Consider the following 20,196-nt stretch of genomic DNA (forward strand, 5'->3'; position numbering starts at 1 on the left):
CAAGAGCAAGAGCAAGAGCAAGAGCAAGAGCAAGAGCAAGAGCAAGAGCAAGAGCAAGAGCGGGGTAGATGCCAGTATCTATTTGGCTGATCTACCGCTATCGCGAGCAGGCTCGCTCCCACATTGATTTGTGTGTGCTCACAGTATTTGCAAGCGACACAAAACCTGTGGGAGCGAGCCTGCTCGCGATGACGCCGGTACATCCAAACATCACTGCAAACTGACCCTCCACTTTCGCGAGCAAGCTCGCTCCCACAGGGGAAACCCGTTCTCTCCTGAACAGGTCGGCTGTCAGGCCGCCTCGCTTTTGATTTTGATCTGTGGCGCCCCGTTAACCACGCTGGCCGAACGCAGGTATTGCGTAGTGGGCACCTCGGCATGGATGCCGAGGTAGCCGCGCTGGGCCATGGATGGCCCTTCGCGGCGGGCCCACGGAGCAATGCCGGAGTGAGGGCACACCGAGCCTAGGCGAGGTGCCAAGTGGTGGGGCAAGAGCGCTTTGGTTACTTTCGCGCTCTTCGAAAGTGACCCGCCGTAAGGGCGGAACCATAAGCAGCCGTTACCGCAACAACGGATATACACACCAATCACCCCCCCCCAAAAAAAATGAAGCCAAAAAAAACGGCGCTTTCCGTCTCGGAAGAAGCGCCGTTTTTCTTGAGTACCTGAAGTTCAGTATCAGTCAATGTACTCAAACAACTTGACGATCTTCTGCACCCCGGAAACCCCTTGCACCAGATTGGTCGCCTGCGCAGCCTCCTGCTTGGTCAGCAGCCCCAGCAGATAGACGATGCCATTCTCAGTCACGACCTTGATGCGCGAGCCGGGAATGCTGGCGTCGGTGAGCATCTGCGTCTTGATCTTGGTAGTCAGCCAGGCATCGTTCTGACGCGCCAGCAACGAGGAAGGTGGCAGGACCTGTAGTTCGTTGTGCACGGTCTTGACCCGCTGCACGGCGCTTGCAGCCTGTTCGGCCTTGGCCTTGAGGTCCGCGCGTGGGGTCTGGCCGGCCAGCAGCACGACACCGTTGAAGCTGGTGACGACGATGTGCGAGTTGTTGTCCAGGTCCGGGTCGGCCTTGGCGATGTTCACGCCTGCCTTGGTTTCGATCAACGAATCGTCGATCTTGCTGCCGAAGGTGCGGGTGCCGCGGTCGTCTTCAATCGGCTTTTCCCGGCTGGCGTTAACCACCGATGTGCAGCCGCTGATGCCGAGGCACAGGGTCAGGGCCAGAAGGCCTAGGCGATTAGGGGTCATTCTTCACTCCCGAACAGTTGGCTGTCGATCAAGTCGCAAAGACAATGAATCGCCAGCAGGTGGACTTCCTGAATGCGTGCAGTGACATTGGCCGGTACGCGAATCTCGACGTCCTCAGGCAACAGCAGTGACGCCATGCCGCCGCCATCGCGACCGGTCAATGCTACGACAATCATTTCGCGATCATGTGCGGCCTGGATCGCCTGAATAATATTGGCCGAGTTGCCGCTGGTGGAGATCGCCAGCAACACATCGCCGGGCTGGCCCAGGGCGCGGATCTGTTTGGAGAACACTTCGTTGTAGCTGTAGTCATTGGCGATCGAGGTGATCGTCGAGCTGTCGGTGGTCAATGCAATGGCCGGCAGGCTGGGGCGCTCGCGCTCGAAGCGGTTGAGCAGCTCCGATGAGAAATGCTGGGCGTCGCCGGCAGAACCGCCATTGCCGCACGAAAGCATTTTGCCTTCGTTGAGCAGGGCGTTGACCATCACTTGGCTGGCTTGCTCGATGTGCGGTGCAAGTACGTCCATCGCCTGTTGCTTGGTGTCGATACTGGCCTGAAAAAGCTGGCGAATTCGCGATTGCATGTCCATCTGTGTGACCTTAAGTAGCGCGGCTTATCGGCACAAGCATGTGCGGCGCGCAAAGCAAAGAGCAAAAATTGGGTGAAGGTGTCCGGCTCGGCTCGTCATGGGTGTTGACGTTCAACTGTCGAAGGCATTCTGCAACCAGTTCAACTGATCGGCGTTGCTGTCGATGGCAACCACGTCGAAGCGGCAGGGATGATCGGCCCAGCGAGACTCGATTTGCAGGAAATACTGCGCGGCGAAAACCAGCTTCTGGCGCTTGCGTGCATCGATGCTGTCGAGCGCGCCACCCCATTGAGTATTTTTTCTGTAGCGGACTTCGACGAATACTACTGTATCGCCGTCAAGCATGACCAGATCAAGCTCGCCACGTTTACACAGCCAGTTCTTCGCCAGCAGCCGCAGACCTTGTTGCTGAAGATGCGCGAGAGCCTGGCTCTCGGCATCCCGTCCGCTTTGCTGGCGAGATCGGTCAGGCATCAGCGCTGAGTGTCTGGCAGGCGCTGCACCTGACCGTTGACGAATTCGGCCCACGGCAGTTGACGTTGCACGCGCTGGGACTGCGACACTGCCAGGCTGCCCGACAGCCCCTCGATGCGGGTGTCCGGTAATGTCTTTAGCTGACCCAGGCGCGGAGCCAGACGATAGGCATCTGCTCCCATCGCGTACAACCGGCCCAGGCTACCGCCGGCCTGGGGCCACTGGGCGGTGACCTGCTTGCGCAGCGGGTCGTTGGCATCGAGCAGCCACGGGGTTTCGCAGAAGCGCACGCCGCTCATGTCGTTGTACTGATTCTGGTCGCCACTGGCGCTGAACACATGCGAGGTGGCGTACACAGGTACGTCGCCGGCGTACTGGAAGTTCAGGGTCGGCTTGATCTGCTGGGCCTGTTGCGGAGTCGAGGCCAGGAACAGGAATTCGATGTCCTGGCGGCGGGACGGCTGGGCCGCGACGGCGGTGTCGACGGTGCTTTGCAGGCGCTTGGCGCGACCTTCGCTCTGGCGCAGATGGAACATGTCGGCGATCTGCTGGGCCAGTTGTACGGGCTGATCGATGCGTTCGACGGCGATGATGGTGCCGCCATTGGCCTGCCAGTCCTCGCTGAAGGCTTTCAGGACGCGATCGCCCCATTCACCTTTTGGCACCATGACGGCAGCACGATGCAGGCCGTCCATACGGGCGCGACGCGACACTTCTCGGGCTTCGTCTTCCGCGGCCAAGCCGAACTGGAACAGTTGGGCCGGGCCTTGCTCGCCTTCGCTGTAATTGAGCGCGAGGGTCGTGATCGGCAGTTGCGGGCGGGTGCTGAGCTGCTTGACCAAAGGTTTTTCCAGCGGGCCGACCACCAGTTGCACGCCGTCGGCCTGCGCCTTGCGATAGAAATCATCCAGGGAGGTCAGGCGCGAGCTGTCATAAAACTGAATGCTTGGCGGGTTCTGCCCGGCCTGTTGGGCCTGATAGTGGGCAGCCATGAAACCTTCGCGCAGAGCTCTTGCGACCGAGGACAGCGGGCCATCCTGGGGGAGCAGCAAGGCGATCTTGCTCAGGGGCTGGCTCGCCAGTTCCTTGAGCTTGACCAGCGGCGTCGGCAGCTGGAGCGCGGCCGGGTGCTTGGGGTTCTGCTCGCGCCAGCTGTCGATAGCCGCCTGTTGCTGTTCCAGCGTACCGGCAGTTTTTACAGCCTGGGCCAAACTCAGCCAGCCACCCAGGTCGTCGGTGGTGGTCGGTTGCAGTTGATCGGTGGGCAGCGAGGCGATCAACGACCAGATCGCCTCGTGGTTTTTCGCCGCCGCTTCGTTTTCAAGCAGGGGCGCAATGAAGATCCGTTCCTTGGCGGCTGCCAGGGTCTGGCCATCGGCCTCGAGGGCGCGGGCGTGGACGGTGCCGGTGCGGACCTGCTGTTCCACCGGTAGCTCGCCCAGGTGCTGCAGGCTCGGGTGGCTCAGGGCGCTCAGCGCTGCTTTGGGTTGATTGCGCGTCATTGCCAGTTCGGCCGCCAGGGTGCTGGCGAAAATCTGCTGGCCGGGCTTGAGTTGCTCCATCGGCACCTGTTGCAGGATCTGCGCGGACTGGCCGGCATTGCCCTGGCGGTAGGCCAGGTCTGCTGCACTCAGGCGCAACAGGGCGGCTTTTTCCGGGGTTTTGCTTTGAGTGGCCTGTTCGAGCAACTGCTCGATACTGGCATCCGGGGTCCGTGGAAGTTCGCCAAGGCTGGAGGAGGGCGAGCTGGCGCAGGCCGCCAGAAGGGCAGCGAGGCAGAGGGCGGAGAGCAGCCGCAGGCAAGCGATCATGTAAATGTTCCTGATACGAGATCAAATTAGCGTCGAATTGTACCCAAGCACTGGCCGGGGCGCGATGTTAGTGGCGTGAATCGATCAATTTAGGTATTTCAAATGTTGCGGCGCAGCACGGCAGGTCGCCGGACAGCGAGGCGCTGCGGGCAGTCGTGACGCACACTACGCGCTACAATGGCGGTTTTACCGATCATGAGGTGTGCGCTTTGACTGCTCCAGGTGCTTTGAATTCCGCTGCCGGCTCGCTTTATGTGGTGGCGACGCCCATCGGCAACCTGGACGATATCAGTGCCCGGGCGCTGAAAATCCTGCAGGAGGTGGCCCTCATTGCGGCCGAAGATACGCGCCACTCTCAACGCTTGTTGCAACATTTCGGCATTTCAACGCCGTTGGCGGCCTGTCATGAGCACAACGAGCGGGAAGAAGGCAGTCGTTTTATCACTCGTTTGTTGGCGGGCGATAACGTCGCGCTGATTTCCGACGCGGGTACACCGCTGATTTCCGACCCTGGCTATCACCTGGTGCGCCAGGCTCGGGCGGCCGGCATCAACGTAGTGCCGGTGCCGGGGGCGTGCGCCTTGATCGCAGCTCTTTCGGCGGCGGGCCTGCCGTCGGACCGTTTCATTTTCGAAGGTTTTCTGCCAGCCAAGGCGGTGGGGCGACGGGCGCGCCTGGAGTCTATAAAGGAGGAGCCGCGTACGTTGATCTTTTATGAGGCGCCGCACCGCATCCTTGAATGCCTGCAGGACATGGAGCTGGTGTTTGGTCCGGAGCGCCCGGCGCTGCTCGCCAGAGAGCTGACCAAAACCTTCGAAACCCTCAAGGGGTTGCCGCTGGCGCAGTTGCGCGCCTTCGTCGAAGGCGATAGCAACCAGCAGCGCGGTGAATGCGTCGTGCTGGTGGCGGGCTGGACGGCGCCGGACAATGAAGAGACCGTCAGCAGTGAAGCGATGCGCATCCTGGACCTGCTGCTTGAGGAAATGCCCCTCAAGCGCGCCGCCGCCCTCGCGGCGCAGATTACCGGCGAGCGTAAGAACGTCCTGTATCAGGTCGCGCTGGAAAAACAGAAGGGCCAGTGAAACCGGGGCGCGGGGCTGGCCAAGGGCTTTTAGCGCTTGTTCTTCGGCCGCTCTGCCGTTAACCTTCGCGGCGGAGAGTCGATCGGACAGTCGCTGCCCTCTATGAAAATTAGGGGGGGGAGGAAAGTCCGGGCTCCATAGGGCGAAGTGCCAGGTAATGCCTGGGAGGCGTGAGCCTACGGAAAGTGCCACAGAAAATAACCGCCTAAGCGCTTCGGCGCCGGTAAGGGTGAAAAGGTGCGGTAAGAGCGCACCGCACGGCTGGCAACAGTTCGTGGCTAGGTAAACCCCACTTGGAGCAAGACCAAATAGGGTCCCAAGGCGTGGCCCGCGCTGGGACCGGGTAGGTTGCTAAAGATGTCCAGTGATGGCCATCGTAGACGAATGACTGTTCAAGACAGAACCCGGCTTACAGATCGACTCTCCACCTTTTCCCCTCCTGCCAGAATCGCTGGCAGACGCAATTGCTAAGACCAAAAAAATCTTACTCTTAACAAATCACTTTAACTTCTGAGCGCAGCTTCCTGTGTTCGCTGAAGTTGTGGCGAAAAATCCTACGTCAGATTCCCATCGCCCCTCCAGATACGCTCCTAAATCTCCGATCTATAAGGCTTTTCCTTCACTCCGCGCCTTGACGGTGCGGTGGGCGCATTCCTATAGTGTGCGCAAGTGGCGGAAAGTGGCATGAAGTGGGTTTTTTGAGCGTAAAACGCAAAATTTTTGGAGAAACGCTGACGTGTTTCGCGGAGCTAACGCTATCAGTCTCGATGCAAAGGGCCGTCTCGCCATGCCGAGCCGGTACCGTGACGAGCTCGTTTCGCGTAGTTCCGGGCAGTTAATCGTCACGATCGACGCCGTTGACCCATGTTTGTGTGTTTACCCTCTTGATGAGTGGGAAATCATCGAAACCAAACTGCGCGCACTGCCTTCACTGCGTGAAGAAAACCGCCGCCTGCAACGCTTGCTGATCGGTAACGCCGTCGACCTCGAACTCGACGGCAGCGGTCGTTTCCTGGTTCCGCCGCGCCTGCGCGAATACGCCAAGCTGGACAAGCGCGCGATGCTGGTGGGCCAACTGAACAAGTTCCAACTGTGGGACGAAGATGCCTGGAATGCGGTCTCTGCCGCTGACCTTGCTGCTATTCAACAACCGGGCGCCATGCCTGATGAACTGCGTGATTTGATCCTGTGACTATTGATAGCGGCTTTAACCACATCACCGTACTGCTTGACGAAGCCGTCGAGGCTCTCGCCGTACGTCCTGATGGCTGCTATCTGGATGGCACGTTCGGGCGCGGCGGGCATAGCCGGCTGATCCTCAGCAAGCTCGGTCCGGACGGTCGGCTGCTGGGGTTCGACAAGGATCCTCAAGCGATTGCCACCGGGCAAGCGCTAGCGGCCGAAGACGGCCGCTTTGTCGTTGTGCAGCGCAGCTTTGCGGAGCTGGGATCGGAAGTCGCCCAGCGTGGCCTGGCTGGCAAAGTCAGTGGCGTCTTGCTTGACCTGGGCGTGTCTTCGCCGCAGTTGGATGACCCTGAGCGCGGCTTCAGTTTTCTCAATGATGGCCCGCTGGATATGCGCATGGATCCGTCCCGCGGAATCAGCGCCGCCGAATTCGTCAATACCGCTGCGGTGGAAGAAATCGCCCGTGTTTTCAAGGAATACGGCGAAGAACGTTTTTCCGGTCGCATGGCCCGTGCCGTGGTCGAGCGTCGCGATATCAAACCGTTCGAGCGCACCGGCGACCTGGCCGAAGTGCTCAAAGTCGCCAACCCGGCATGGGAGAAGGGCAAGAACCCGGCTACCCGGGCTTTCCAGGGTTTGCGCATCCACGTCAATAATGAACTGGGTGATCTGGAGGCCGGCCTTGAGGCGGCACTTGAAGCACTTGAAGTCGGCGGGCGACTGGTGGTGATCAGCTTCCATTCCCTGGAAGACCGCATCGTCAAACTGTTCATGCGCAAGCTCACCAAGGGTGAGGCCGATAACCTGCCGCGCAACCTGCCGGTGCGTTTCGAAGCCTTCGTGCCGAAAATCAAGATTCATGGCAAGGCGCAGTTCGCCTCCGAGGCTGAACTCAAGGCCAACCCGCGTGCCCGTAGCGCCGTCATGCGTGTTGCGGAGAAGTTGCGGTGAGCAAGCTCTTCGCCAAGCCCCTGCCTGGCGGCAGCTTTTTCATGCTGCTGTTGTTTATCGGCGTGCTCGTGTCGGCCATCGCCGTGTCCTACAGCGCGCACTGGAACCGGCAGTTGCTCAACACCCTCTACAGCGAACTGAGCGTGCGCGACAAGGCCCAGGCCGAGTGGGGCCGGTTGATCCTGGAGCAGAGCACCTGGACCGCCCATAGCCGCATCGAAGTACTGGCGACCGAACAGCTGAAAATGCGCATTCCCGGGGCTGCCGAAGTGCAGATGGTGGCGCCATGATGAAGCTCGAAGGGGCACTCTTTCCGTGGCGCTTCCGCCTGGTCCTGGGCCTGCTCGGGATCATGGTGGCGGCCATCGTCTGGCGGATCATCGATCTGCAAGTGGTCGACCGTGACTTCCTCAAAGAGCAGGGTGATGCCCGTAGCATGCGGCACATCCCGATCCCGGCTCACCGTGGCCTGATCACCGACCGCAATGGCGAACCGTTGGCTGTGAGCACCCCGGTGACTACCCTGTGGGCAAACGCCAAGGAAATGCAGCAGGCCAAGGAAAAGTGGCCGGCCCTGGCCGTCGCCCTTGGCCAGGACCCCAAGGCCCTGGCCGAACGCCTCGAAGCCCAGGCCAGCAAAGAGTTCATCTATCTGGTGCGCGGGTTGACGCCCGAGCAAGGCCAGAGGGTGCTCGACCTGAAAGTGCCGGGCGTCTACGGCATCGAAGAGTTCCGGCGTTTCTACCCGGCCGGTGAAGTGACCGCCCACATGGTCGGCTTTACGGACATCGACGACCGGGGGCGAGAAGGGGTCGAGTTGGCCTACGACGAATGGCTCGCCGGGGTTCCCGGCAAGCGTCAGGTCATCAAGGATCGGCGTGGCAGGCTGATCAAGGATGTCCAAGTCACCAAAAACGCCAAGGCCGGCAAGCCCTTGGCGTTGTCCATTGATCTGCGCCTGCAATATCTGGCCAACCGTGAGCTGCGCAATGCCATCGTCGAGAACGGTGCCAAGGCCGGCAGCCTGGTGATTCTCGACGTGAAGACCGGCGAGATCCTGGCCATGGTCAACCAGCCCACCTACAACCCGAACAATCGCCGCAACCTGCAACCGGCGATGATGCGCAACCGCGCGATGATCGACGTGTTCGAACCGGGCTCGACCATGAAAGCCGTTTCCATGGCGGCGGCCCTGGAAACCGGGCGCTGGAAGCCGGGTGACACGGTCGAGGTATATCCGGGGACTTTGCAGATCGGCAAGTACACCATTCGGGACGTTTCCAGGACCGAAGGCCCAGTGCTCGATCTGACCGGCATCCTGATCAACTCCAGTAACGTGGGCATGAGCAAGATCGCCTTCGATATCGGTGGGGAAACGATTTACCGTCTTGCCCAGAAAATCGGTCTTGGCCAGGGCACTGGCCTGGGCTTTCCTGGCGAGCGGGTCGGCAATCTGCCGAACTACCGTGAGTGGCGCAAGGCCGAAACGGCCACGTTGTCATACGGCTACGGTGTTTCCGTGACCGCGATCCAGTTGGCCCACGCGTTTTCGGTGCTGGCCAACAACGGCCGCATGACTCCGCTGTCGCTGATCAAAACCGACAAGGCCCCGGAGGCCACTCAGGTCATTCCGGAAGATGTCGCCAAGACCATGCAAGGCATGCTGCAACAGGTGATCGAAGCGCCGCGTGGGGTGTACCGCGCCCAGGTGCCGGCCTATCACGTGGCTGGCAAGTCGGGTACGGCCCGCAAAACCTCCGCGGGCGTCAAGGGCTATGCCGAGAATTCCTACCGTTCGCTGTTCGCCGGTTTCGGCCCGATGAGCGACCCGCGCTACGCCGTCGTGGTGGTCATCGACGAACCGAGCAAGGCCGGCTACTTCGGGGGGCTGGTTTCGGCACCGGTGTTCAGCAAAGTGATGTCCGGCACCCTGCGCCTGATGAACATCACCCCGGATAACCTGCCGCCGACCCAGCAAGCCAATACCGCGCCGGTCGTACCCTTGAAAGCCGAAGGAGGGCGTGGCTGATGTCCCTGAGCCTGAACAAGATTTTTGCCCATGCCGGCCACGATCTGCTGATTCGCGAATTGGCCCTGGACAGCCGCCACGTGCGTGCCGGGGATCTGTTCCTGGCCGTACCGGGTGCCCGGTTCGACGGTCGCGCCCACATCGCCGACGCCTTGAAGCGCGGCGCGGCTGCCGTGGCTTATGAAGTCGACGGCGCGACCGTGCTACCGATCACTGATGTGCCGCTGATTCCGGTCAAGGGCCTGGCGGCCCAGTTGTCGGACATTGCCGGGCGTTTTTACGGCGACCCGAGTCGTCACTTGAACCTGATTGGCGTGACCGGCACCAACGGCAAGACCAGCGTTTCCCAACTGGTGGCCCAGGCCCTGGATCTGCTGGGTCAGCATTGCGGCATCGTCGGGACCTTGGGTAACGGATTCCACGGCGCGCTGGAGAGTGGCCTGCACACCACGCCGAACCCGATCGCCGTGCAAGCAACCCTGGCCGACCTGAAAAAGGCCGGAGCCAAGGCTGTTGCGATGGAAGTCTCTTCCCATGGCCTGGATCAGGGGCGCGTGACGGCCTTGGCGTTCGACGTCGCGGTATTGACCAACCTGTCGCGCGATCACCTGGATTACCACGGCACCATGCAGGCTTACGGCGAAGCAAAAGCCAGGTTGTTTGCCTGGAATGACTTGAAGTGCCGGGTCCTCAACCTTGACGACGCGTTCGGCCGGCAATTGGCCGCCGATAAGCGCGAGTCCCGGTTGATCACCTACAGCCTGGAAGATGCCAGCGCCTACCTTTATGTACGCCAGGCGCAATTCGATGACGAAGGCGTGCGCGCGACCTTGGTTACGCCCCAAGGCGAACACCACCTGCGCAGCACCTTGTTGGGGCGTTTCAACCTGAGCAATGTGTTGGCCGCCGTGGGTGCCTTGCTTGGCCTGGACTACGCCCTGGATGAAATCCTCAAGGTCCTGCCCAAACTCGAAGGGCCGGCCGGACGTATGCAACGGCTGGGCGGCGGAACGCAACCGTTGGTGGTGGTCGATTACGCCCATACCCCGGATGCGTTGGAAAAAGTCCTGATGGCCCTGCGGCCACACGCCAAGGGCAAGTTGCTGTGCCTGTTCGGCTGCGGCGGTGATCGTGACCGTGGCAAGCGTGCGCTGATGGCCGAAGTGGTGGAGCGCTTGGCCGACGGTGTAGTGGTCACCGACGACAATCCGCGCACCGAAGACCCGTCGCAGATTTTCGACGACATCCGCGCCGGCTTCTCGGCGGTGGATAACGTCACCTTCGTGGCCGGTCGCGGCCAGGCCATTGCCCAGTTGATCGCCGGTGCGTCGGCGGACGACGTCATTGTCCTGGCCGGTAAAGGCCATGAGGACTATCAGGAAATCAACGGCGAACGCCACGCATTTTCCGATTTGGTGGAAGCCGATCATGCCCTGACCGCGTGGGAGGTGGCCCATGCTTAAGGCTTTGAAGCTCAGCGAGCTGACCAATATCCTGCAGGCGCGGCTGATCGCGGCTGACGCCAGTTTCGATGGGGTGAGCATCGACAGCCGGGCGATTGCCCCGGGGCAATTGTTCGTTGCCCTGGCCGGGCCGCGTTTTGACGGCCACGATTACCTGAACGACGTGGCCGCCAAAGGTGCGGTCGCGGCGCTGGTCGAGCGGGAAGTGACCAACAGCACGCTGGCGCAATTGCAGGTAAACGACACTCGCCAGGCCCTGGGCCAGCTCGGTGCATTGAACCGCGCCGCATACCGCAACCCGGTCGCGGCCATCACCGGCTCCAGTGGCAAGACCACGGTCAAGGAAATGCTCGCGAGCATCTTGCGCACCCGCGGTCCGGTGTTGGCGACTCGTGGCAATCTTAATAATGACCTGGGTGTACCCCTGACATTGCTGGAACTGGCACCGCAACACAGTGCCGCGGTCATTGAGCTCGGTGCCTCGCGGCTCGGTGAGATCGCCTACACCGTGGGCATGACCAAACCTCACGTGGCCGTGATCAACAACGCCGGGACCGCCCACGTCGGTGAGTTCGGTGGTCCGGACAAAATCGTTGAGGCCAAGGGCGAGATTCTCGAGGGGCTGGATGCCGATGGCGTCGCCGTGCTGAATCTTGACGACAAGGCCTTCGAAATCTGGAAGACCCGGGCGGCTGGGCGCAAGGTCCTGACATTTGCCTTGAGCAATGTGGCGGCGAATTTTTACGCCAGCGACCTGGACCGCGATGCTCGCGGCTGCCCGGCCTTCAACCTGCACAGCCCCGACGGTGCAGAGCGGGTCCAGTTGAACCTGCTTGGCACCCATAACGTCGCCAACGCCCTGGCCGCTGCGGCTGCGGCCCATGCTTTGGGCGTGTCGTTGCCGGGCATCGTGGCCGGCTTGAACGCGGTGCAACCGGTCAAGGGGCGTTCCGTTGCGCAATTGGCCAGCAACGGCATGCGCGTGATCGACGACACCTACAACGCCAACCCGACGTCCATGTGCGCCGCGGTCGATATCCTCGCCGGTTTCCCCGGCCGTACCGTGCTGGTGCTGGGAGATATCGGCGAGTTGGGCGAATGGGCGCAACAGGGGCATCACGATGTCGGCGCCTACGCGCGTGGCAAGGTCGATGCACTGTATGCCGTCGGTCCGATGATGGCCCATGCGGTGGCCGCGTTTGGCGGGCACGCACAGCATTTCAGCACTCAGGCCGAATTGATTCAGGCCCTGAGCGCCGAGCAGGACCCGAACACCACCTTATTGATCAAGGGCTCACGCAGTGCCGCGATGGAAAACATCGTCGCGGCGCTGTGCGGTTCCCGTATGGAGAAACATTAATGCTGCTGCTGCTAGCGGAGTACCTGCAACAGTTCCACAAAGGCTTCGCGGTCTTCCAGTACCTGACCCTGCGCGGGATCCTGGGTGTGCTGACCGCGTTGTCGTTGTCGCTGTTCCTGGGCCCGTGGATGATCCGCACCTTGCAGAACCTGCAAATCGGTCAGTCGGTCCGCAACGACGGCCCGCAATCGCACCTGTCCAAATCCGGTACTCCAACCATGGGCGGCGCGCTGATCCTGTCGTCCATTGGCATCAGTACCGTGCTCTGGGCCGACCTGGCGAACCGGTATGTGTGGGTGGTATTGCTGGTGACCCTGTTGTTCGGCGCCATCGGCTGGGTCGACGACTACCGCAAGGTCATCGAGAAGAACTCCCGGGGGCTGCCGAGCCGCTGGAAGTATTTCTGGCAGTCGGTGTTCGGCCTCGGCGCGGCGATCTTCCTTTATATGACCGCAGCCTCCCCGGTGGAAACCACCCTGATTCTGCCGATGCTCAAGGATTACAGCATCCCGCTGGGGGCAGGCTTCATCGTGCTGACCTACCTGGTGATCGTCGGCTCGAGCAACGCGGTCAACCTGACTGATGGCCTCGATGGCCTGGCGATCATGCCGACCGTGATGGTGGGCGGCGCGCTGGGGATCTTCTGCTACCTCTCGGGTAACGTGAAATTCGCCGAATACCTGCTGATCCCCTATGTGCCGGGGGCAGGCGAACTGATCGTGTTCTGCGGTGCGCTGATCGGTGCCGGCCTGGGTTTCCTGTGGTTCAACACCTACCCGGCGCAGGTCTTCATGGGCGATGTCGGCGCGCTGGCGCTGGGCGCGGCCCTGGGCACCATCGCCGTCATCGTTCGCCAGGAAATCGTCCTGTTCATCATGGGCGGTGTGTTCGTGATGGAGACGCTGTCAGTCGTCATTCAGGTTGCTTCCTTTAAATTGACCGGCCGCCGGGTATTTCGCATGGCGCCGATCCACCACCACTTTGAACTCAAGGGCTGGCCCGAGCCGCGTGTGATTGTCCGTTTCTGGATCATCACCGTGATTCTGGTCCTGGTCGGCCTTGCCACCCTGAAGCTGAGGTAGAACGAGTGTCCCTGATCGCTTCTGACCACTTCCGCATCGTTGTCGGCCTCGGCAAGAGCGGCATGTCCCTGGTTCGCTTCCTGGCGAACCGGGGCGTGTCGTTTGCCGTGGCCGATACGCGGGAAAATCCACCTGAGCTGGCCACGCTGCGTCGTGACTACCCGCAGGTGGACGTGCGTTGTGGCGAGCTGGATGTCGAGTTCCTGTGCCGCGCCGACGAGCTCTACGTGAGCCCCGGCCTTGCGCTGGCAACCCCGGCCTTGCAGGCCGCCGCCGCCCGTGGCGTGAAGTTGTCCGGTGACATCGAGCTGTTCGCCCGTCACGCCAAGGCGCCGATCATCGCCATCAGCGGTTCCAACGCGAAAAGCACCGTCACCACCCTGGTGGGTGAAATGGCTGCGGCGGCCGGTAAGCGGATTGCCGTGGGTGGCAACCTGGGAACCCCGGCGCTGGATCTGCTCAGTGATGACGTCGAGCTGTACGTGATGGAGTTGTCGAGCTTCCAGCTTGAAACCACCGACCACTTGGGCGCCGAAGTGGCGACCGTGCTCAACATCAGCGAAGACCACATGGACCGCTACAGCGGCCTGCCGGCTTATCACCTGGCCAAGCACCGGATTTTCCGGGGGGCTCGGCAGGTAGTGTTCAATCGTCAGGACGCCCTGACTCGTCCGTTGCTGGGCGAGGGCATGCCATGCTGGTCCTTCGGCCTCGGTGTGCCGGATTTCAAAGGCTTCGGGTTGCGCGAAGAGAATGGCGAGAAATACCTGGCCTTCGAATTCCAGAACCTGATGCCGGTGCGCGAGTTGAAGATTCGCGGCGCCCACAACCAGGCCAATGCCCTGGCGGCGCTGGCCCTGGGACATGCGGTCGGTCTGCCGTTCGACGCCATGCTGTCGGCCCTGCGCACGTTTGCCGGGCTCGAGCACCGCTGCCAGTGGGTTCGCGATCTTGACGGGGTGGCCTGGTACAACGATTCCAAGGCCACCAACGTGGGTGCCGCGCTGGCTGCCATTGAGGGCCTGGGCGCGGACATCCAAGGCAAGCTCGTGCTGATTGCCGGCGGCGACGGCAAGGGTGCCGACTTCAAGGATCTGCGTGATCCGGTGGCGGCCAACTGCCGGGCCGTGGTGCTGATGGGGCGTGATCGCGAATTGATCGCCCAGGCCCTCGGCGACGGCGTGCCGCTGGTTCGCGTCGCTTCGCTGGACGAAGCGGTTCAGCAATGCCGCGCCCTCGCACAGTCGGGCGATGCCGTGCTGTTGTCGCCGGCCTGCGCCAGTTTCGACATGTTCAAGAACTACGAAGAGCGCGGGCAGTTGTTCGCCCGGGCCGTGGAGGGCTTGGCATGAACCTGATGAACATCATCAAGCCATACCCATCCCCGCTGATCACCGGGCGCGGCATCGACCTGGATTTCCCGATGCTCGTCGGTTGCCTGGCGCTGCTGGGCCTGGGCCTGGTGATGATCACTTCCGCATCGTCGGAAGTGGCTGCCGTGCAATCGGGCAACACCCTTTATCACATGATTCGTCACCTGATTTACCTGGTGATCGGTTTGGTCGCGTGCATTGTCACCATGATGGTGCCGATCGCCACCTGGCAACGCCTGGGTTGGATGATGTTGCTCGGTGCCTTTGGTCTGTTGGTGATGGTGCTGTTGCCGGGCATCGGTCGCGAGGTCAACGGCTCGATGCGCTGGATCGGCTTCAGCTTCTTCAACGTACAGCCTTCGGAAATCGCCAAGGTCTTCGTGGTGATCTACCTCGCCGGGTATCTGGTGCGTCGTCAGAAAGAAGTGCGCGAGAGCTGGATGGGTTTTTTCAAGCCGTTCATTGTGTTGCTGCCGATGGCCGGCCTGCTGCTGATGGAGCCGGATTTCGGCGCCACGGTGGTGATGATGGGCGCCGCGGCGGCGATGCTGTTCCTCGGCGGTGTCGGGCTGTTTCGCTTCACCCTGATGGTGGCGCTGGCGGTCGGAGCGGTGACGGTGCTGGTGCAGGCGCAACCTTACCGGATGGCGCGTCTGATCACGTTTACCGACCCGTGGGCCGACCAGTTCGGTTCCGGCTATCAATTGACCCAGGCCCTGATCGCCTTCGGTCGCGGCGAATGGCTGGGCGTAGGCCTGGGCAACAGCGTGCAGAAGCAGTTCTATCTGCCCGAAGCCCACACCGACTTCGTGTTTTCGGTATTGGCCGAGGAACTGGGCGTGGTCGGTTCGCTGCTCACCGTCGGGTTGTTCGTCTTCGTCTGTGTGCGCGGCATGTACATCGGTTTGTGGGCCGAGCGGGCCAAGCAGTATTTCGCCGCGTACGTGGCGTATGGCTTGTCGTTCCTGTGGATCGGTCAGTTCCTGATCAACATCGGCGTGAACGTCGGCCTGTTGCCAACCAAAGGCCTGACGCTGCCGTTCCTCAGTTACGGCGGCAGTTCCCTGGTGATTTGCTGTGCCTGTCTGGGCTTGTTGCTGCGCATCGAATGGGAGAGTCGAACCCACCTGGGCAGCGAAGAGATGGAATTCCAGGAGAGCGACTTCGCCGAGGAGCCGACTCATGGGCGCTAACGTGCTGATCATGGCCGGCGGAACCGGGGGGCATGTGTTCCCGGCGCTGGCCTGTGCCCGGGAGTTCCAGGCGCGCGGTTACACCGTGCACTGGCTGGGCACGCCACGGGGCATCGAGAACGAGCTGGTGCCCGCCGCCGGCCTGGAACTGCACCGGATCAACGCCAGCGGCCTGCGGGGCAAAGGCAAGTTGTCGCTGCTCAAGGCGCCGCTGATGCTGCTCAAGTCGATCTGGCAGGCCCGGGCGATCATTCGTCGGTTGCGGCCGGTATGCGTGGTGGGCTTTGGTGGTTACGTGACCGGTCCTGGCGGTGTAGCGGCAAAACTGGCCGGTGTGCCGGTTATCGTTCACGAGCAGAACGCCGTGGCCGGTACCGCCAATCGGTTACTGGTGCCGTTGGCCGCTCGAGTCTGTGAAGCCTTTCCCGACACCTTTACCCTGTCGGGCAGCCGTCGTACCACCGGTAACCCGGTGCGTACCGAGCTGTTCCTCGATACACCGCGCCCGGCCCTGGCCGGACGCAAGGCGCGTTTGCTGATCCTGGGCGGAAGCCTGGGGGCGGAGCCGTTGAACAAATTGCTGCCCGAAGCCTTGTCGCAGGTCGCTCCCGAACTGCGGCCCGAGGTGTTTCACCAGGCCGGCAAAAACCACGATGAAATCACCGCCGAGCGTTATCGCGCCGCAGGCGTCGAGGCGCAAGTGCAGCCTTTCATCAAAGACATGGCCCAAGCCTATGGCTGGGCCGACCTGGTGGTCTGCCGCGCAGGCGCGTTGACCATCAGCGAACTGGCTGCCGCCGGTCTGCCCTCGATGCTGGTGCCTTTGCCCCACGCCATCGACGACCACCAGACCCGCAACGCCGATTATTTGGCCCGTGAAGGCGCTGCCTTCCTGATGCCGCAAAGAACGACTGGTGCCGCGGATCTTGCCGCGCGCCTGACAGAGGTTTTGATGCAACCGCAAACAATCGAAGACATGGCCCGCGCCGCCCGTCGCCTGGCCAAACCCGACGCCACGGCCCAAGTGGTCGATACCTGCCTGGAGGTGGCCCATGGTTGAGAATCGCAAAGCCATGCCGCAACCGGAAATGCGCCGTATCCGCCGTATCCATTTCGTCGGTATCGGCGGCGTGGGCATGTGCGGGATCGCCGAAGTGTTGCTGAACCTGGGCTATGAGGTTTCCGGTTCCGACCTGAAAGCCTCGCCGGTTACCGAGCGCCTGGAGTCCTTTGGCGCGCAGATTTTCATCGGCCACCGTGCCGAGAACGCCGCCAACGCTGATGTGCTGGTGGTCTCCAGCGCCGTGAACACCTCCAACCCGGAAGTTGCGACCGCCCTGGAGCGGCGCATTCCCGTGGTGCCGCGTGCCGAGATGCTGGCCGAACTGATGCGTTATCGCCACGGCATCGCCGTTGCCGGTACCCATGGCAAGACCACCACCACCAGCCTGATCGCCTCGGTGTTCGCTGCCGGTGGTCTGGACCCGACCTTCGTGATCGGCGGTCGCCTGAATGCCGCGGGTACCAATGCCCAGCTGGGCACCAGCCGTTACCTGATCGCCGAGGCCGACGAAAGCGATGCGAGCTTCTTGCACCTGCAGCCGCTGGTGGCCGTGGTCACCAACATCGACGCCGACCACATGGCGACCTACGACGGTGACTTCAACAAACTGAAGAAAACCTTCGTCGAGTTCCTCCACAACCTGCCGTTCTACGGTTTGGCAGTGGTGTGCCTGGACGATCCGGTGGTGCGCGAGATCCTGCCGCTGATCAAGCGCCCGACCGTGACCTACGGTTTCGGCGAAGAAGTCGACGTGCGCGCCATCAACGTGCGCCAGCAGGGCATGCAGACGTTCTTCACGGTGCTGCGCCCTGACCGCGAGCCGCTGGATGTGTCGGTGAACATGCCGGGCAACCACAACGTGCTCAATGCCCTGGCCACCATTTGCATCGCCACCGACGAAGGTGTCAGTGACGAAGCCATTGTCCAGGGCCTGTCCGGATTCCAGGGCGTGGGACGACGTTTCCAGGTCTACGGCGAACTGCCGGTGGACGGCGGCAACGTGATGCTGGTGGACGATTACGGCCACCACCCGACCGAAGTCGCGGCGGTGATCAAGGCCGTGCGCGGTGGCTGGCCGGAGCGTCGCCTGGTGATGGTTTACCAGCCGCACCGCTACAGCCGTACCCGCGACCTGTACGACGATTTCGTCCAGGTTTTGGCCGACGCCAATGTGCTGCTGCTGATGGAAGTCTATCCGGCCGGCGAGGAGCCGATCCCGGGTGCCGACAGCCGTCAGCTGTGCCACAGCATTCGCCAACGCGGTCAGTTGGACCCGATCTACATCGAGCGCGGCGTGGACCTCGCACCGCTGGTCAAACCGCTGCTGCGCGCTGGCGACATCCTGCTGTGCCAAGGCGCCGGTGACATCGGTGGCCTGGCCCCGAAACTGTTGAAAAGTCCGTTATTCGCCGGGGCAATCGTGGCATCCAGCGAGGGGAAACTGAAATGACTGCTGCCTACGCCAACCTGGTTTCGACCCTGGACCCGAAAGCCTTCGGCCGCGTCGCCGTGCTGTTCGGCGGCAAGAGCGCCGAGCGCGAAGTGTCCCTCAAGTCTGGCAACGCCGTGCTGCAAGCCCTGCAAAGCGCCGGTGTCGACGCGTTCGGCATCGACGTAGGCGACGACTTTTTGCAGCGCCTGCTGAACGAAAAAATCGACCGCGCGTTCATCATTCTCCATGGCCGCGGCGGCGAAGACGGCAGCATGCAGGGCCTGCTCGAATGCCTGGGTATTCCCTACACCGGCAGCGGCATCCTGGCGTCTGCCTTGGCCATGGACAAACTGCGCACCAAGCAGGTCTGGCACAGTCTCGGCATTCCCACGCCCCGTCACGCCGTGCTGGCATCCGAGGCCGATTGTATTTCGGCGGCCACGGAACTGGGCTTCCCTTTGATCGTCAAACCGGCCCATGAAGGTTCAAGTATCGGCATGGCGAAAGTGACTTCGCTGCCTGAGTTGACCGCGGCATGGAAAGACGCCAGTTCCTACGATTCGCAAGTGTTGGTCGAGCAGTGGATCACCGGTCCCGAGTTCACCATCGCCACCCTGCGTGACCAGGTGTTGCCCCCGATTGCCCTGGGCACGCCGCACACGTTCTACGACTACGACGCCAAGTACGTGGCCAATGACACCCAGTACCGCATTCCATGCGGGCTGGACAGCGCCAAGGAAAAACAACTGATGGACCTCACGGCCAAGGCCTGTGAGGCGCTGGGTATTGCCGGTTGGGGCCGGGCGGATGTGATGCAGGACGCCGACGGGCAGTTCTGGTTCCTGGAAGTCAACACCGCCCCAGGCATGACCGATCACAGCCTGGTACCGATGGCGGCCCGTGCCGCCGGCCTGGATTTCCAGCAACTGGTGCTGTCGATCCTGGCCGCCAGTGTCGGCTCTCAAGAGCCAAGAGGTTAAGCATGCAAGGCGCATCGCTTCGTCATCAGCCATCCGCACCCGGTCGCAAGCCGGTGCCGCGGGGTGCCAGCCGAATGGTGGCCAAAGAGCCGATGTCGGCGCGCCTGCCGAAAGCCAACTTCGGCTTTCTCAAGAGTCTGTTCTGGCCGGTGTTGTTGGTGGCGTTGGGGTTCGGTACGTACGAAGGGGCTCAGCGGTTGCTGCCCTATGCGGATCGGCCGATCGCCCGGATCAATGTGCAGGGCGACCTGAGCTACATCAGTCAGCAAGCAGTGCAGCAGCGGATCGCCCCATTCGTGGCGTCGAGCTTCTTCACCATCGACCTGGCGGGCATGCGCAAGGAACTGGAGCAGATGCCCTGGATCGCCCATGCCGAAGTGCGGCGGGTATGGCCTGACCAGGTATCGATCCGCCTGGAAGAACAACTGCCCGTGGCCCGCTGGGGTGACGAGTCGCTGTTGAACAACCAGGGTCAGGCGTTCACGCCGCGGGAACTGGCCAACTACGAACATTTGCCACAACTGTTCGGTCCTCAGCGGGCCCAGCAGAAAGTAATGCAGCAGTACCAGGTGTTGAGTCAGATGTTGCGGCCGCTGGGCTTCTCCATCGCGCGCCTGGAGTTGCGTGAGCGCGGCAGCTGGTTCCTGACCACTGGCGCGGGCAGCTCGGGGCCGGGCATCGAGCTGCTGCTCGGGCGCGGCAACCAGGTGGAAAAGATGCGCCGCTTCATTGCCATCTATGACAAGACGCTCAAAGACCAGATTACGAACATCGCGCGCATCGATCTGCGCTACGCCAACGGCCTGGCTGTTGGCTGGCGGGAACCTGTAGCGCCCACGACGGCTGAACCCGCCGTCGCGAAGAATTAAGA

General features: G+C 62.0%; 18 protein-coding genes and 1 other RNA gene. 15 read left to right on the forward strand and 4 right to left on the reverse strand.

What is annotated here, in order from left to right; all coding sequences use genetic code 11:
* Positions 1-678 precede the first annotated feature (678 nt).
* The 4 genes from PSEUDOMOFG3G_RS03065 to PSEUDOMOFG3G_RS03080 all read right to left on the reverse strand — a co-directional run bounded on the left by PSEUDOMOFG3G_RS03065 (position 679) and on the right by PSEUDOMOFG3G_RS03080 (position 4,132).
* Positions 679-1,257, reverse strand: coding sequence for a BON domain-containing protein (locus tag PSEUDOMOFG3G_RS03065; protein ID WP_047228807.1), 579 nt, complete (start codon positions 1,255-1,257; stop codon positions 679-681).
* The gene (locus PSEUDOMOFG3G_RS03070) at positions 1,254-1,847 is read right to left on the reverse strand and encodes a phosphoheptose isomerase (RefSeq protein WP_007928463.1); all 594 of its coding nucleotides are present in this window, start codon (positions 1,845-1,847) and stop codon (positions 1,254-1,256) included. Before PSEUDOMOFG3G_RS03070 ends, PSEUDOMOFG3G_RS03065 begins: the two co-directional genes overlap by 4 nt.
* A 111-nt stretch (positions 1,848-1,958) precedes the next feature.
* Positions 1,959-2,321, reverse strand: a complete 363-nt coding sequence (locus PSEUDOMOFG3G_RS03075; protein ID WP_047228808.1) for a YraN family protein — start codon at positions 2,319-2,321, stop codon at positions 1,959-1,961.
* Positions 2,321-4,132: a penicillin-binding protein activator gene (locus PSEUDOMOFG3G_RS03080; protein ID WP_139049183.1), complete on the reverse strand. Its 1,812-nt coding sequence runs from the start codon at positions 4,130-4,132 to the stop codon at positions 2,321-2,323. The genes PSEUDOMOFG3G_RS03075 and PSEUDOMOFG3G_RS03080 overlap by 1 nt, the downstream gene beginning before the upstream one ends.
* A gap of 209 nt (positions 4,133-4,341) precedes the next feature.
* Between PSEUDOMOFG3G_RS03080 and rsmI the strand changes: the two genes are divergently transcribed.
* The 15 genes from rsmI to PSEUDOMOFG3G_RS03155 all read left to right on the forward strand — a co-directional run bounded on the left by rsmI (position 4,342) and on the right by PSEUDOMOFG3G_RS03155 (position 20,194).
* Positions 4,342-5,214 carry a 16S rRNA (cytidine(1402)-2'-O)-methyltransferase gene (rsmI, locus tag PSEUDOMOFG3G_RS03085; protein ID WP_139049184.1) on the forward strand — a complete coding sequence of 291 codons (873 nt, stop codon included), beginning with the start codon at positions 4,342-4,344 and terminating at the stop codon, positions 5,212-5,214.
* A gap of 74 nt (positions 5,215-5,288) precedes the next feature.
* Positions 5,289-5,642, forward strand: an RNA gene (gene rnpB, locus PSEUDOMOFG3G_RS03090) — RNase P RNA component class A.
* 308 nt (positions 5,643-5,950) lie between these two features.
* Positions 5,951-6,406 (forward strand): division/cell wall cluster transcriptional repressor MraZ, encoded by a 456-nt coding sequence (mraZ, locus tag PSEUDOMOFG3G_RS03095; protein WP_003205355.1) that lies wholly within the window; start codon positions 5,951-5,953, stop codon positions 6,404-6,406.
* Entirely contained in the window at positions 6,403-7,350 is a 948-nt protein-coding gene (gene rsmH, locus PSEUDOMOFG3G_RS03100) for a 16S rRNA (cytosine(1402)-N(4))-methyltransferase RsmH (protein ID WP_047228811.1), read from the forward strand. The genes mraZ and rsmH overlap by 4 nt, the downstream gene beginning before the upstream one ends.
* Positions 7,347-7,640: a cell division protein FtsL gene (gene ftsL, locus PSEUDOMOFG3G_RS03105; protein WP_047228812.1), complete on the forward strand. Its 294-nt coding sequence runs from the start codon at positions 7,347-7,349 to the stop codon at positions 7,638-7,640. Before rsmH ends, ftsL begins: the two co-directional genes overlap by 4 nt.
* The gene (locus tag PSEUDOMOFG3G_RS03110) at positions 7,640-9,379 is read left to right on the forward strand and encodes a penicillin-binding protein 2 (RefSeq protein ID WP_171061320.1); all 1,740 of its coding nucleotides are present in this window, start codon (positions 7,640-7,642) and stop codon (positions 9,377-9,379) included. The genes ftsL and PSEUDOMOFG3G_RS03110 overlap by 1 nt, the downstream gene beginning before the upstream one ends.
* Positions 9,379-10,842 (forward strand): UDP-N-acetylmuramoyl-L-alanyl-D-glutamate--2,6-diaminopimelate ligase, encoded by a 1,464-nt coding sequence (locus PSEUDOMOFG3G_RS03115; protein ID WP_047228814.1) that lies wholly within the window; start codon positions 9,379-9,381, stop codon positions 10,840-10,842. Before PSEUDOMOFG3G_RS03110 ends, PSEUDOMOFG3G_RS03115 begins: the two co-directional genes overlap by 1 nt.
* Positions 10,835-12,202, forward strand: coding sequence for a UDP-N-acetylmuramoyl-tripeptide--D-alanyl-D-alanine ligase (murF, locus tag PSEUDOMOFG3G_RS03120; RefSeq protein WP_139049186.1), 1,368 nt, complete (start codon positions 10,835-10,837; stop codon positions 12,200-12,202). Before PSEUDOMOFG3G_RS03115 ends, murF begins: the two co-directional genes overlap by 8 nt.
* The gene (mraY, locus tag PSEUDOMOFG3G_RS03125; protein ID WP_047228816.1) at positions 12,202-13,284 is read left to right on the forward strand and encodes a phospho-N-acetylmuramoyl-pentapeptide-transferase; all 1,083 of its coding nucleotides are present in this window, start codon (positions 12,202-12,204) and stop codon (positions 13,282-13,284) included. Before murF ends, mraY begins: the two co-directional genes overlap by 1 nt.
* Before the next feature lie 5 nt (positions 13,285-13,289).
* The gene (murD, locus tag PSEUDOMOFG3G_RS03130; protein ID WP_139049187.1) at positions 13,290-14,636 is read left to right on the forward strand and encodes a UDP-N-acetylmuramoyl-L-alanine--D-glutamate ligase; all 1,347 of its coding nucleotides are present in this window, start codon (positions 13,290-13,292) and stop codon (positions 14,634-14,636) included.
* A complete protein-coding gene (gene ftsW / locus PSEUDOMOFG3G_RS03135; protein ID WP_047228818.1) occupies positions 14,633-15,850 on the forward strand; it encodes a putative lipid II flippase FtsW in 1,218 nt (405 codons plus the stop codon). Before murD ends, ftsW begins: the two co-directional genes overlap by 4 nt.
* Positions 15,840-16,910: an undecaprenyldiphospho-muramoylpentapeptide beta-N-acetylglucosaminyltransferase gene (gene murG / locus PSEUDOMOFG3G_RS03140; RefSeq protein WP_139049188.1), complete on the forward strand. Its 1,071-nt coding sequence runs from the start codon at positions 15,840-15,842 to the stop codon at positions 16,908-16,910. Before ftsW ends, murG begins: the two co-directional genes overlap by 11 nt.
* Positions 16,903-18,363 carry a UDP-N-acetylmuramate--L-alanine ligase gene (gene murC / locus PSEUDOMOFG3G_RS03145; protein WP_047228820.1) on the forward strand — a complete coding sequence of 487 codons (1,461 nt, stop codon included), beginning with the start codon at positions 16,903-16,905 and terminating at the stop codon, positions 18,361-18,363. Before murG ends, murC begins: the two co-directional genes overlap by 8 nt.
* The gene (locus PSEUDOMOFG3G_RS03150; protein WP_076383613.1) at positions 18,360-19,325 is read left to right on the forward strand and encodes a D-alanine--D-alanine ligase; all 966 of its coding nucleotides are present in this window, start codon (positions 18,360-18,362) and stop codon (positions 19,323-19,325) included. The genes murC and PSEUDOMOFG3G_RS03150 overlap by 4 nt, the downstream gene beginning before the upstream one ends.
* A gap of 2 nt (positions 19,326-19,327) precedes the next feature.
* Positions 19,328-20,194 carry a cell division protein FtsQ/DivIB gene (locus tag PSEUDOMOFG3G_RS03155; RefSeq protein ID WP_047228822.1) on the forward strand — a complete coding sequence of 289 codons (867 nt, stop codon included), beginning with the start codon at positions 19,328-19,330 and terminating at the stop codon, positions 20,192-20,194.
* The last annotated feature ends 2 nt before the right edge of the window (positions 20,195-20,196 follow it).

The organism is Pseudomonas sp. FG-3G (assembly GCF_901007645.1).
Taxonomy (GTDB): Bacteria; Pseudomonadota; Gammaproteobacteria; order Pseudomonadales; family Pseudomonadaceae; genus Aquipseudomonas; species Aquipseudomonas rhizophila.